This window comes from Acidovorax soli (assembly GCF_014207955.1).
Lineage (GTDB): Bacteria > Pseudomonadota > Gammaproteobacteria > Burkholderiales > Burkholderiaceae_C > Acidovorax > Acidovorax soli_A.
This window is the reverse complement of the sequence record NZ_JACHLK010000001.1, coordinates 767,243-781,116: the sequence shown is the minus strand read 5'-3', so window position 1 is coordinate 781,116 and position 13,874 is coordinate 767,243. Positions and strand designations below refer to the sequence as shown.

Sequence of the window (13,874 nt, the reverse complement as noted above, 5' to 3'; positions counted from 1 at the left end):
CCATGCCCATGGTCTGTAACGATCCCTTCCAGGACGGCCAGCCCCTGGCCGGGCATTCCCGTTTCCTGCAGCGCCTGCACCGCCGCTACAGTGGCGATCTGGCCCTGCTGCCGCCGGGCGCCCCGCGGCGCGACGCGATGGATGCGGTCTGCGATGCCCTGCTGGCGCGTGGCAACGACACCGGAACCGCCCTGCGCATCCTGCGCCAGCTGGTCATGGAGCGCCTGATCCAGCTCGACTGCGATGGCCAGGGCCCCTTGTCCGACATCACCTGCGCGGTGACCGAGCTGGCCGAACTCGCCCTGGACCGGGCCTGCCGGCATGCCCGCCAGGAACTCGACGCCCGCCACGGCGCGCCCCGGGGCCCCGACGGCCAACCGGTGCAGCTGTGGATCATCGGCATGGGCAAGCTCGGCGCGCGCGAGCTCAATGTATCGAGCGACATCGACCTGATCTATGTCTACGAGCACGACGGCGAGACCGCCGGCCTGGCCGATGGCCGGGGCAGGATCTCCAACCACGAGTACTTCGCGCGTGCGGTCAAGGCCATCTACAGCCTGGTCGGCGACACCACCGAGCACGGCTTCGTGTTCCGTGTGGACCTGGCCCTGCGGCCCAACGGCAACTCGGGCCCGGCGGCCGTCTCGCTGGCGGCGCTGGAGGAGTACCTTCAGGTGCAGGGCCGCGAATGGGAGCGTTTCGCCTGGCTCAAGAGCCGGGTGGTGGCGCCGCGCGAGTGCATTGCCAGCACCGAGGTGCAGGCACTGCGCGGCGTGGTGCTGCCCTTCGTGTTCCGGCGCTACCTGGACTACAGCGTGTTCGATGCGCTGCGCCTGCTGCACAGCCAGATCCGCGACCATGCGGCCAAGCGCAGCGCCGGCCACCCCGAGCGCGCCAACGACGTCAAGCTCTCGCGCGGCGGCATCCGCGAGATCGAATTCACCGTGCAGCTCCTGCAGGTGGTGCGCGGCGGGCAGTTTCCCGAGCTGCGCCGCCGCCCCACGCTCGACGCCCTGCAGCGCCTGGCCCAGGCCGGCCTGATGCCGCAGGAGACGGCCGACGCCCTGGCACGCGCCTATGTCTTCCTGCGCCGGGTGGAGCACCGCATCCAGTACCTGGACGACCAGCAGACCCATGTGCTGCCCACGCGCGACGACGACCTGGCCTGGATCGCCCGCACCATGGGCTACCCCGATTGCTGCGCCTTCCTGCACGAGCTCGACGCCCACCGCGAACTCGTGGCGCAAGAATTCGACACCCTGCTGGGCGGCAACGGCAAGAAGCAGTGCAGCAAGGGCGGCTGCGGCGGCCCGCGTGCGGCCGCGCCGCCGCCCCCCGAACTCGAAGCCCTGCTGGAACAGCTGCCCCCGGGCTTTCGCGAGCGCGTGGCCGAATGGCGCAGCCACCCGCGCGTGCAAGGCCTGCGCGACGAGACGCGCGCGCGCCTGTTCCGCCTGGTGCAGCGCACCGCCCAATGGCTCACCGAAGGCCGCGTGACCGAAGAGGCCGCCGTGCGCATGGCCAACTGGCTCGAGCCCCTGCTGCGCCGCGACAGCTACCTGTCGCTGCTGCTGGAGCGCCCCTCGGTGCACGAGCAGATGCTGCACCTGCTGGGCGCCGCCCGCTGGCCGGCGCGCTACCTGCTGCAGCACCCGGGCGTGATCGACGAGCTGGTGGGCGACGCCCTGTTGGCCGAGCGCTTCTCGGTGGCCGATTTCGAGCGCGAGCTGGCGATGCGCCTGGCCTCCATCACCTCCACCGGCGAGGACGACGACGAGACCCTGCTCAACCTGCTGCGCCGCGCCCAGCATGCCGAGACCTTCCGCACGCTGGCGCGCGATGTGGAGCACCGCATCACGGTGGAGCAGGTGGCCGATGACCTCAGCGCCCTGGCCGACAGCGTGCTGCGCGTGACCGCCCAGTGGTGCTGGAATCGCCTCAAGACCCGCCACCGCGAGGTACCGCAGTTCGCCGTGATCGGCTACGGCAAGCTCGGCGGCAAGGAATTGGGCTATGGCAGCGACCTGGACATCGTCTTCGTTTTCGACGATGACGACGAACGCGCCCCCGAGGTCTATGCCGCCTTCGTGCGCAAGCTGATCAACTGGCTCACGGTGAAGACCGGCGAGGGTGACCTCTACGAGATCGACACGGCACTGCGGCCCAACGGCAGTTCCGGCCTGCTGGTCACGCGCTTCGAGGCCTACGCCAACTACCAGGAGCGGCGCGGCAGCAACACCGCCTGGACCTGGGAACACCAGGCCATGACGCGCGCGCGCTTCGTGATGGGCAGCCCACAGCTCGAAACGCGCTTCGACGCGGTACGAACGGCCGTGATCACCTCGCCGCGCGACCCCGTGGCCCTGCGCGAAGAAATCGTGTCCATGCGCGAGAAGGTGGCCCAGGCCCATCCCACGCGCGACGGACAGTTCGACGTCAAACACAGCCCGGGCGGCATGGTGGACGCGGAATTCGCCGTGCAGTACCTGGTGCTCTCGCAGGCGGCCGCGCACCCCGAACTGGTCGCCAACGTGGGCAACATCGCCCTGCTGCAGCGCGCCGAACAGGTCGGCCTGCTGCCCGCTGGCGTGGGCCATGCGGCGGCCGACGCCTACCGCGAGCTGCGCCGCGTGCAGCACCGGGCGCGGCTGGACGAGGTGCCCACCCAGGTCATGCCCCCGGCGCTGCAGGCCGAGCGCGATGCCGTGCTGGCCCTGTGGGCGGCGGTGTTCGGCGCCGCACGCTGAGCCTCCACCCGGCCGGCGGCGGCCTGTTGCCGAATGTCACGCTAATTTAAACACTTGTTTGAATTATGGTGGTCTAATCCACCGCCATGCCTTCTGCCCCGCCGATTTCCCCGCCTGCCGCCAAGCGCGCTGCGCGCCCGCCACGGGCCGCGCGCAGCGATGGTGACGACACGCGCGCACGCCTGCTGCAGGCCGCGCTGCGGCTGTTTTCCGAGCATGGCTTCGCGCGCACCTCGGTGCGTGCCATCGCGGTCGCGGCCGGCACCAATGTGGCCGCCATCGGCTACCACTTCGGCGACAAGGCGCAGTTGTACACGGCCACGTTCTACGAGCCTTTTGGCAGCGGCAGCGATCTCATCGAGGTGTTTGCCGCCCCCGGGCTCAGCCTGCAACAGGCGCTCCAGAACTACTTCACGGGGCTGCTGGAGCCGCTCAAGCACGACGATCTGGTGCGCCAGGCCACGCGCCTGCATGTGCGGGAGCTGCTCGAACCCACCCACGTCTGGCCCGAGCTGATCGAGCGCGAATGCAAGGCCCCGCACCTGGCGCTGGCACGCCTGCTGTGCGAGCACATGGGCGTGTCCGAGATCGACGACGACATGCACCGCCTGGCGTTCTCGATCGGCGGCCTGGTCATGCTGCTGTGGACCCAGCGCGACGCCATCGCCGCCATTGCCCCCCAACTCGCAGGCCCCGCCACCGCGGACGCCTGGGCCGAACGCCTGACCGGCTATGCCATGTCCATGATCCAGGGCGAAGTGGCACGCCGCCAGGCACTGCGCGAACCGCGCGGGCACAACAACAAGGAGGAAGAGGAATGACATTGTTTGTTCGAACCCTGGGCATCTGCAGCGTGCTGCTGCTGGGCGCCTGCAGCACGGCGCGGCCCCCCGCGGCGGTCGAGGCGCGGCCGCCCGCCAGCTGGACCGCGCCGCTGCCACACGGCGGCCAGATGGCCGACCTGGCACAGTGGTGGCGCCAGTGGAACGACCCCGCGCTGGTGCCCCTGATCGAAGCCGCCCAGGGCATCAGCCCGAGCGTGGCCCAGGCGCGCTCGCGCCTGCTGCAGGCCCGCGCCACCCAGACCACGGCGGGCGCGGCCCTCCTGCCCACGCTCGATGCCCAGGCGACCTCCAGCCGCGGCGCCAACGCCCAGGTCGGCAGCCTGGCCACCACCTCACAAGCCGGCCTGCAGGCCGCCTGGGAGGTGGACCTGTTTGGCGCCAATGCCGCCACGCGCGACGCGGCCAGCGAGCGCCTGGCCGGCGCCCAGGCCCTGTGGCACGAAGCCCGCGTGAGCGTGGCGGCCGAGGTGGCGCAGCAGACCAGCAGCCTGCGCACCTGCCTGCAGCAGCTGGACGTGGCCGAGCGCGACGCGCGCTCGCGCGGCGAGACCTCGCGCCTGTCGGACCTGAGCGAGCGCGCCGGCTTCACGGCACCAGCCACCGCCGCCCTGGCGCGCGCCAGCGCCGCCGAGGCGGTGGCGCGCGCCTCGCAGCAACGCATGCAGTGCGACGTGGAGTTCAAGACCCTGGTGGCCTTGACCGGCCAGGACGAGGCCGCGCTGCGCCAGCTGATCACGGCCACGCCCATCACCCCGGCACCCGACAGCCTGTTCGCCATCGCCGCCTTGCCGGCGCAGGTGATCTCCCAGCGCCCCGACGTGTACAACGCCGAGCGCGAGGTGGCTGCCGCCAGCGCCGAGGTGGGCAGCGCCCAGGCCCAGCGCTACCCGCGCCTGTCGCTCAGCGGCAACATCGGCAAGGCCTGGGTCCGCACGGGCGGCACCAGCAACGAGGTGGACGCCTGGACCCTGGGCCCGCTCTCGCTGAGCCTGCCGCTGTTCGACGGCGGCCGCCGCGCGGCCCAGGTGGATGCTGCCCGCGCGCGCTACGACGAGTCGGTGGCGCTGTACCGCGCCAGCATCCGCCGGGCCGTGAGCGAGGTCGAGCAGGCCCTGGTGCGGCTGCAGAGCACGGCCGAGCGCAACGCCAGCGCCCGCGCCGCGGCCGAGGGCTACCGCGTGTCTTTCGATGCCACCGACGCGCGCTGGCGCGGCGGCCTGGCCAGCCTGGTGGAGCTGGAAGACGCGCGCCGCACCGCGCTGGCCGCGCAGAACGCCGTGCTGGCCCTGCAGCACGAGCGCCAGTCCGCCTGGATCGCGCTGTACCGCGCAGCCGGCGGCGGCTGGGACAGCACCACGGCCCCGGGCCTGGCCGAGACCGCCCAGGCTGGCACCCGCTGACCCTGCCCCCCCCATTTTCCTGACACCTTCCGGATGAACGGACCCTTTCCATGAACCAGTTCAAACTCTCCGCTTCCGCGCTGGCCGTTGTGGCCGCCTGCGTCCTTCTCGCCACTGGCGCCCTGGTGTTTTCCGGCGCCTCGCGCGCGGCCGACGAGCCCAAGGCCAACCAGCCGCGCCCCGCGCTGACCGTGACCACGGCCCAGCCCCAGCGCACTGCCGTGCCCCTGCGCCTGGCTGCCAACGGCAACGTCGCAGCCTGGCAGGAGGCCATCATCGGCGCCGAAAGCAACGGCCTGCGCCTGACCGACGTGCGCGTGAACGTGGGCGACGTGGTCAAGCGCGGCCAGGTGCTGGCCACCTTCTCGGCCGAGACCACGCAGGCCGAAGTGGCCCAGGGCCGCGCCAGCCTGCTCGAAGCCCAGGCCACGGCCGCCGAGGCCGCCGCCAATGCCGAGCGGGCACGCTCGCTGCAGGCCTCCGGCGCGTTGAGCCAGCAGCAGATCCAGCAGTACACCACGGCCGAGAAGACGGCCCAGGCCCGCGTGGAGGCGGCCCAGGCCCTGCTCAACGCCCAGCAGCTGCGCCTCAAGTACACCCAGGTGGTGGCACCCGACAGCGGCATCATCTCGGCGCGCAGCGCCACGGTGGGCGCGGTCGTGGGGGCCGGCACCGAGCTGTTCCGCATGGTGCGCAAGGGCCGGCTGGAGTGGCGTGCCGAGGTCACTTCGACCGAACTGGCGCGCATCCAGCCCGGCTCCAAGGTCAGCGTGACGGCGGCCAGCGGCACCACCGTGCAGGGCACGGTGCGCATGGTCGGCCCCACGGTGGACCCGCAGACACGCAACGCCCTGGTCTATGTGGACCTGCCGTCGTCCGCCACGGACACGCCTGCCGACCCCAAGCTTGCACTCAGCGCCATCCTGCCCGGCATGTTCGCGCGCGGCGAGTTCGCCCTGGGCAGCAGCGAGGCCATGACCGTGCCACAGGAAGCCCTGGTGGTGCGCGATGGCTTCTCCTACGTGTTCGCGCTGGGCAGCGACCAGCGCGTGCAGCAGCGCAAGATCCAGACCGGCCGGCGCGTCGGCGACCGGGTGGAGGTGCTCACGGGCCTGGAGCCGACGACGGCCATTGCCGTGCGCGGCGCCGGCTTCCTCAACGATGGCGATCTGGTGCGCGTCTCCAACAGCGCGCCGGTCGGGGTGCAGGGCACGGCGACCGTGCCCACGGCGGCCAAGGCGGCAGCCCCGGCCTCGGCCACCAAGTAAAGCAGTACAAGGAGCATTCACCATGAATGTGTCTACCTGGTCGATCAAGAACCCCATACCGGCACTGATGCTGTTCGTGCTGCTGACCTTCGGCGGCCTGCTGTCCTTCAACGGCATGAAGGTGCAGAACTTCCCCGACATCGACCTGCCCACGATCTCGGTCACCATCTCGCTGCCCGGCGCCTCGCCCGCGCAGCTGGAGAACGACGTCGCGCGCAAGGTCGAAAGCTCGATCGCCACGCTGCAGGGCTTGAAGCACATCTACACCAAGGTGCAGGACGGAGGCGCCACCATCACGGCCGAGTTCCGCCTGGAGAAGCCCACGCAGGAAGCGCTCGATGACGTGCGCTCGGCCGTGGCGCGCGTGCGCGGCGACCTGCCCGGTGACGTGCGCGACCCCATCGTGACCAAGATGGACCTGGCGGCCCAGCCGGTGCTGGCCTTCACCATCGCCTCGCGCCGCATGGACGACGAGGCCCTGTCCTGGTTCGTCGACAACGACGTGGCCAAGAAGCTGCTGGCCGTGCGCGGCGTGGGCGCCGTGAACCGCGTGGGCGGTGTGGACCGCCAGGTGCATGTGGCGCTCGACCCCGTGAAGCTGCAGGCCCTGGGTGCCACGGCGGCCGACGTCTCGCGCCAGCTGCGCCTGGTGCAGACCGAAGGCGCCGGCGGCCGCACCGACCTGGGCGGCAGCGAGCAGCCCGTGCGCACCCTGGCCACCGTGCAGTCGGCCCAGGAATTGGCCGGCCTCACGCTGTCCCTGTCCGATGGCCGCCATGTGCGCCTGGACCAGGTGGCCACGGTGTCCGACACCTTCGCCGATCCGCGCTCCATGGCCCTGCTCAACGGCAAGCCCGTGGTGGGCTTCGAGGTGGCGCGCAGCAAGGGCGCGAGCGAGGTCGAAGTGGGCGCCGCCGTGCAGGCAGCCCTCACCGAGATGCGGGCCCAGCACCCGGACCTGGAGATCACCGAGGCCTTCAACTTCGTGGCGCCGGTGCAGGAGGAGTACGACGGCTCCATGCACCTGCTGTACGAAGGCGCGCTGCTGGCCGTGCTGGTGGTGTGGCTGTTCCTGCGCGACTGGCGTGCCACCTTCGTCTCGGCTGTGGCGCTGCCGCTGTCCGTGATCCCGGCCTTCATCGGCATGTACCTGCTGGGCTTCTCGATCAACGTGATCACGCTGCTCGCGCTGTCGCTGGTGGTCGGCATCCTGGTGGACGACGCCATCGTGGAGGTGGAGAACATCGTGCGCCACCTGCGCATGGGCAAGACGCCCTACCAGGCGGCCATGGAAGCCGCCGACGAGATCGGCCTGGCGGTGATCGCCACCACCTTCACGCTGATCGCGGTGTTCCTGCCCACGGCCTTCATGAGCGGCATCGCAGGCAAGTTCTTCAAGCAGTTCGGCTGGACGGCGGCGCTGGCCGTGTTCGCCTCACTGGTCGTGGCCCGCGTGCTCACGCCCATGATGGCGGCCTACATCCTGAAGCCCATTGTCGACGAGCACAAGGACCCGCGCTGGATGGGCTGGTACCTGCGCTGGGCCGCATGGTGCATCAAGCACCGCTGGATCACCTTCATCGCCACGGGCGCCTTCTTCATCGGCTCGCTGGCGCTGATCCCGCTGTTGCCCACAGGCTTCATCCCGCCGGACGACAACTCCCAGACCCAGGTCTACCTGGAGCTGCCACCCGGCGCGACGCTGGCGCAGACCCGCGTGGTGGCCGAGGACGCGCGCCAGCGCGTGGCCGCGGTGAACCATGTGAAGAGCGTCTACACCACCATCGGCGGTGGCTCGGCCGGCTCCGACCCCTTCATGGGCAGCGCCAACGCCGAGACACGCAAGGCCACGCTCACCATCTTGCTGGCCGACCGCGGTGACCGGCCGCGCAAGCAAGGCATCGAGAACCAGATCCGCGCCGCGCTGGAGAGCCTGCCCGGCGTGCGCAGCAAGGTCGGCCTGGGCGGTTCGGGCGAAAAGTACGTGCTGGTGCTCACGGGCGACGACCCGCAGGCGCTGCAGACGGCCGCCCTGGCCGTGGAGAAGGACCTGCGCACCATCCCCGGCCTGGGCAGCGTGGCCTCCACGGCCAGCCTGATCCGTTCGGAGATCGCGGTGCGCCCCGACTTCGCGCGCGCCGCCGACCTCGGCGTGACCAGCAGTGCCATCGCCGAGACCCTGCGCATCGCCACCGTGGGCGACTACGACGTGTCCCTGCCCAAGCTCAACCTGGCCTCGCGCCAGGTGCCCATCGTCGTCAAGCTGCAGGACGGCGCGCGCAAGGACCTGTCCCTGCTCGAACGCCTGGCCGTGCCGGGCGCCAAGGGACCGGTGATGCTGGGCCAGGTGGCGACGCTGGAGTTCAGCGGCGGCCCGGCCGTGGTGGACCGCTACGACCGCTCGCGCAACGTGAACTTCGAGATCGAGCTCTCGGGCCTCCCCCTGGGTGACGTGACCAAGGCCGTGGCAGAACTGCCGTCCATCAAGAACCTGCCGCCCGGCGTGCGCCAGATCACCATCGGCGATGCCGAGGTGATGGGCGAGCTGTTCGCCAGTTTCGGCCTGGCCATGCTCACCGGCGTGCTGTGCATCTACATCGTGCTGGTGCTGCTGTTCAAGGACTTCCTGCACCCCGTGACCATCCTGGCCGCGCTGCCGCTGTCGCTGGGCGGGGCCTTCGTGGGCCTGCTGATCGCGCAGAAGAGTTTCTCCATGCCCTCGCTGATCGGGCTCATCATGCTCATGGGCATTGCCACCAAGAACTCCATCCTGCTGGTGGAGTACGCCATCCTGGCGCGGCGCGAGCACGGCATGACGCGCTTCGAGGCCCTGATCGACGCCTGCCACAAGCGCGCACGGCCCATCATCATGACCACGCTGGCCATGGGTGCGGGCATGCTGCCGATTGCCGTGGGCTTCGGTGCGGCCGACGCGAGCTTCCGCTCGCCGATGGCAGTGGCCGTGATCGGCGGGCTGATCACCTCGACCTTCCTGAGCCTGCTGGTGATCCCGGCCGTGTTCACCGGGGTGGACGACGTGGGCCAGTGGTTCGGCCGCATGCAGCGGCGCCTGCGCGGCCTGCCGCCGCGCGCGCCGGCCGCCCGACCGGAGCAGGCCCCCGCGATTCCCTGACCGCGGCACATCACTTCATCCGCGCAAAAGGGCGCAAACCACCCGGGTTTGCGCCCTTTAACACGTACGGGGGCCGCAGGATAATGGTGCACCCCTATGAAGCTCGTCACCATCAACGTCGGATCCATCCAGCTCGGCCACCCGCTGCCATTTGCCTTGCGGGGTGCCGATGGCACGCTGCTGGCCCAGAAAGGCTTCGTGGTGAACACCCGGGACGAGCTGGGCAGCATGGTCACCCGGGGCCGCCAGCTGTGCGTGGACGTGGAAGAGTCCGGCGAGAGCTACCGCGCCTATGTGGCCCAGCTGCAGCGCATGCTGCGGCAGGACACCAACCTCGGTGAGCTCGCGTCCGTCAAGATGACCGCAGGCGCCCAAGCCGCCCCGCGCGAGCGCGACGCCCCGCCCTACGTGGTGGACTGGCCCACCCTGCAGGAGCGCACCACCCAGTTGCTGCGCCACCCGCACGCCTTTGATTTTCCGGACCGCTTCCAGCCCCTGCATGCCGAGCTGGCACGCAACTGCGAGCAATCGCCCGACGCCACGCTGCTGGCCCTGATCTACCTGTCGGCCCAGGAGACGCGCATGTACAGCGGCACCCACGCCATGCTGGTGGCCTGCGTCTGCATGGTCGTGGCCCGGGAGATGCTGCGCTGGCCCGCGGCCCAGGTCCAGGTGGTGGGACAGGCGGCCCTCTCCATGAACATCGCCATGACCGAGCTGCAGGACCAGCTGGCCCAGCAGGCCCAGCCCCTGACCTCGGCCCAGATCACCGCCGTGGAAAACCACGCGGCCCGCTCCGAAGCCCTGCTGCGCGAACTGGGGGTGCACAGCGAGATGTGGCTGGAGGCCGTGCGCCACCACCACCACCGCACCCCGGGGGCGTTCAGCCAGAAGAGCCCCGCCCTGCAGATGGCCCGGCTGATCCAGCGGGCCGACGTCTTCGGCGCCCGGCTGGCGCCGCGCGCGGCGCGCTCGCCCATGCCCGTGACGGCCGCCATGCAGGCCAGCTACTACGACGAAGAGCAGAAGGTCGACGAAGCCGGCGCCGCCCTGGTCAAGGCCCTGGGCATCTACCCCCCGGGCGCCTTCGTCAAGCTCGCCAGCCAGGAAGTGGCCGTGGTGCTGCGCCGCGGCAGCACCGGCACGACACCGCGCGTGGCGGTGGTCACCAACCGCCTGGGCATGCCCACAGGCGAGCTGATCCCCCGCGACACCGCCCAGCCCCAGTGGAAGATCGTCGGCGTGGTCGCGCACAAGGACGTGCGCGTCAAGCTCTCGCTCAACCGGCTGCTGCCGCTGGTCTGAGCCCTCGCGCCCGCGGGCGCCCCTCTTTTTCTTTGCCGCTCTTCCCGGGTTTCCAACAGCTCGGGGGGGTGCCTGCGCATCCGAGCGCCACTTCGCTGCGTACTTCCCCATGCCAGCACCACCGTGGCGCCGCTGCAGACCATGGCAGGCCAAGAAAACCGATCAGTACAAATAAAAACCTATCTGGACAAAATATGATTCATTGGTTAAATTGCCCTACAACAACACGGGAGGTGCTTTCATGATCCAGTTTTCGCGCCTTGGTACCCTGGCCCCGGTGGCGGCCCTGCTGTGGTTTGGTGCCGCACCGGCGGCCCTTGCCGCGCCGCCGGAATCCTGCCCGGCCACGCTGCAGCACACCTACCCACGCCTGCAGGACGAGAAGCCGCAATCGCTGTGCCAATACAGCGGCAAGGTCGTGCTGGTGGTCAACACGGCCAGCTTCTGCGGTTTCACGGGGCAGTACAAGGGCCTCGAAGAGCTCCACGCGCGTTACAAGGACAAGGGCCTGGTGGTGCTGGGCTTTCCCAGTAACGACTTCTCGCAGGAAACCGGCAGCAACCAGCAGATCGCGGATTTCTGCGAAAACACCTTCGGGGTGAAGTTCCCCATGTTCGCCAAGAGCGTGGTCACGGGCCCCGAGGCCTCGCCCCTGTTCCGCCAGCTGGCCCAGATGTCGGGCCCGCCGCGCTGGAACTTCCACAAGTACCTGCTGGGCCGCGACGGCAAGCTCGTGGACAGCTACACCAGCCTCACGGCACCCGACAGCAAAAGCCTGGTCCGGGCCATCGAGCAGCAACTGGCCGTTGCACCAAATCGGTGAGCGTGAAATGTTTTCTTTACATTTCTTCAAAAAAATGCCGCTGAAGCTCTGGAACTTCTGCGGAACGGCCTTACTCTATCGAACGCAAGGACGTGATGAGCGTCCCTCCGTTTTACCGTTGCGAAGCCTTTCGGTCCCACAGGTTCCGACTGTCCTCCTGGAGCGCTTCTCCTCCCTCCCTCTCTTATTCGTTTCGGGACGCTTCGCAACTTTTTTATTCAGCCTGCCGGCCAGAGGGAGCCGGCCATGAAGATCGCCATCATCGGCGCCGGCATCTCGGGCCTGGCAGTGGCCCACCGGCTGCGCGGCCAGGCCGACATCACCCTCTTTGAAGCGGGCAGCTATTTCGGCGGCCACACGCACACGGTCGACGTGACCCTGCCCGGCACCGATGGCCGGAACGTGGCCAGCGGCGTCGACACCGGCTTCCTGGTGTTCAACGAACGCACCTACCCGAACCTGATCCGCCTGCTGGCCGAGCTCGGTGTGGAGACGGCGAAGTCCGACATGTCGTTCTCGGTGCAGGTGCCCCGGGCCCTGGGTGGCGGGCAGCCGCTGGAGTGGAGCGGCACCAGCCTGTCGACCGTGTTCGCCCAGCGCGGCAACCTCGTGAACCCGCGCTTCCTGGGCATGCTGTACGACCTGCTGCGCTTCAACCGGCTGTGCACCCGGCTGGCGCAGCAGGGGGCCGATGCCGCGCTGATGCAGCCGCTCGGCGACTTCCTGAAAGAACACGGCTTCGGCGAGGCTTTCCGCGACTGGTACTTCCTGCCCATGCTGGGCTGCATCTGGAGCTGCCCGACCGACCAGATGCTGCAGTTCCCCGTGGCCACCATGGTCCGCTTCTGCCACAACCATGGCCTGATCCAGGTGAGCAACCGGCCCCAGTGGTGGACCGTGGCCGGCGGCGCGCGCCGTTACGTGGACCGGATCGTCGCCGGCATCCTGGACAAGCGCCTGGCCACCCCCGTGCGCCGCATCGAGCGCGACGCCGCCGGCGTGCGCGTGGTGACGGCGGGCAACACCGAGCATTTCGACCAGGTGGTGCTGGCCACCCACTCGGACCAGGCACTGGCGCTGCTGGCCCAGCCCACGCTGCAGGAGCGCGCGGTGCTCGGCGCCATCCGCTACCAGGCCAACCACGCCGTGCTGCACACCGACACCACGGTGCTGCCCACGCGCCGTGCCGCCTGGGCCGCGTGGAACTACGAGCGCGCCGCCGAGCGCAGCCGCGAATCGGCCCGCGTCTGCCTGCACTACCTGATCAACCAGCTGCAGCCTGTGCCCTTCGCACAACCGGTGCTGGTCTCGCTCAACCCGGTGACCGAGATCGACCCGGCCCAGGTCATCGGTCGCTACGACTACGCCCACCCGGTCTTCGATCTGGCAGCGATCCGTGCGCAAAAGAGCGTCGCGCAGCTCCAGGGCCGCGAACACACCTGGTTCTGCGGCGCCTGGACAGGCTACGGCTTCCATGAAGACGGGCTGAGCTCGGGCCTGGCCGTGGCCGAGCAGCTGCTGGCCCGCCTGCCGGCACCGCTGGCGGAGGCCGCATGACGACCGGCACCCCGCGCACTGCAGAACCGCTGCTGGGCTTTGGCCAGGTGCGCCACACCCGGCTGCGCCCCGCGCGGCATGCGTTCGCCTACCCCACCTTCTTTCTCATGCTGCCCCTGCGCACGCTGCAGGCGCAGGCCCCGGGCCTGCTGGCCATGAACCGGCGCGGCGCCATCAGCTTCCACGATGCCGACCATGGCGACGGCCGCGGCCCCGAGCAGGGCGGGGCACTGGCCTGGCTCGACGACTTGCTGCGCGCCGAGGGCATCACCGATGCCACGGGCGAGGCCTGGCTGCACTGCTACCCGCGCGTGCTGGGCTACACCTTCAAGCCCGTGAGCTTCTGGTACTGCCACCGCGCGGACGGCAGCCTGCGTGCCATCGTGGTCGAGGTCAACAACACCTTCGGCGAGCGCCACTGCTACCTGCTGGACGCACCACGCTACGGGGCCGAGCAGCGCGCGCGCAAGGTCTTCCATGTCTCGCCGTTCTGCGACCTCAGCGGCGGCTACCGTTTCCGTTTCCTGCGCACCGTGCACGGCGGCGAGGAGCGCACCGTGGTGCGCATCGACCACGACGACGCCCAGGGGCCGCTGCTGCAGACCAGCGTGAGCGGCACGCTCGAACCCATCACCCGCGCCACGCTGCGCCACGCGCTCTGGGGCTATCCCGCGATGACGCTGGCGCTGATCGCCCGCATCCACTGGCAGGCGCTGCGCCTGTGGACCAAGCGCGTGCGCTTTCACCGCAAGCCCGAGACGCCCGCCTCCTTTGTGACCCGCTGACCCGGAAAGAC

9 protein-coding genes are annotated in these 13,874 nt (G+C 69.9%); all 9 read left to right on the top strand.

Going from position 1 to position 13,874, the window contains the following annotated elements:
* The first annotated feature begins 2 nt into the window (after positions 1 to 2).
* The 9 genes from glnE to HNP48_RS03560 all read left to right on the top strand — a co-directional run bounded on the left by glnE (position 3) and on the right by HNP48_RS03560 (position 13,863).
* On the top strand, positions 3 to 2,747 hold the full coding sequence (glnE, locus tag HNP48_RS03600; protein ID WP_184855681.1) for a bifunctional [glutamate--ammonia ligase]-adenylyl-L-tyrosine phosphorylase/[glutamate--ammonia-ligase] adenylyltransferase: 2,745 nt from the start codon (positions 3 to 5) through the stop codon (positions 2,745 to 2,747).
* 86 nt (positions 2,748 to 2,833) lie between these two features.
* Positions 2,834 to 3,568 (top strand): TetR/AcrR family transcriptional regulator, encoded by a 735-nt coding sequence (locus HNP48_RS03595; RefSeq protein WP_184855455.1) that lies wholly within the window; start codon positions 2,834 to 2,836, stop codon positions 3,566 to 3,568.
* Positions 3,565 to 4,992, top strand: a complete 1,428-nt coding sequence (locus HNP48_RS03590) for an efflux transporter outer membrane subunit (protein WP_184855454.1) — start codon at positions 3,565 to 3,567, stop codon at positions 4,990 to 4,992. Before HNP48_RS03595 ends, HNP48_RS03590 begins: the two co-directional genes overlap by 4 nt.
* A 50-nt stretch (positions 4,993 to 5,042) precedes the next feature.
* Positions 5,043 to 6,260: an efflux RND transporter periplasmic adaptor subunit gene (locus HNP48_RS03585; protein WP_184855453.1), complete on the top strand. Its 1,218-nt coding sequence runs from the start codon at positions 5,043 to 5,045 to the stop codon at positions 6,258 to 6,260.
* A 22-nt stretch (positions 6,261 to 6,282) separates the two neighbouring features.
* A complete protein-coding gene (locus HNP48_RS03580) occupies positions 6,283 to 9,393 on the top strand; it encodes an efflux RND transporter permease subunit (RefSeq protein ID WP_184855452.1) in 3,111 nt (1,036 codons plus the stop codon).
* A gap of 96 nt (positions 9,394 to 9,489) precedes the next feature.
* Positions 9,490 to 10,698: an HD-GYP domain-containing protein gene (locus HNP48_RS03575; protein WP_184855451.1), complete on the top strand. Its 1,209-nt coding sequence runs from the start codon at positions 9,490 to 9,492 to the stop codon at positions 10,696 to 10,698.
* A 241-nt stretch (positions 10,699 to 10,939) separates the two neighbouring features.
* A complete protein-coding gene (locus tag HNP48_RS03570; RefSeq protein ID WP_184855450.1) occupies positions 10,940 to 11,521 on the top strand; it encodes a glutathione peroxidase in 582 nt (193 codons plus the stop codon).
* 246 nt (positions 11,522 to 11,767) lie between these two features.
* A complete protein-coding gene (locus HNP48_RS03565; protein ID WP_184855449.1) occupies positions 11,768 to 13,078 on the top strand; it encodes an NAD(P)/FAD-dependent oxidoreductase in 1,311 nt (436 codons plus the stop codon).
* A complete protein-coding gene (locus HNP48_RS03560; RefSeq protein WP_184855448.1) occupies positions 13,075 to 13,863 on the top strand; it encodes a DUF1365 domain-containing protein in 789 nt (262 codons plus the stop codon). Before HNP48_RS03565 ends, HNP48_RS03560 begins: the two co-directional genes overlap by 4 nt.
* Positions 13,864 to 13,874: the final 11 nt, after the last annotated feature.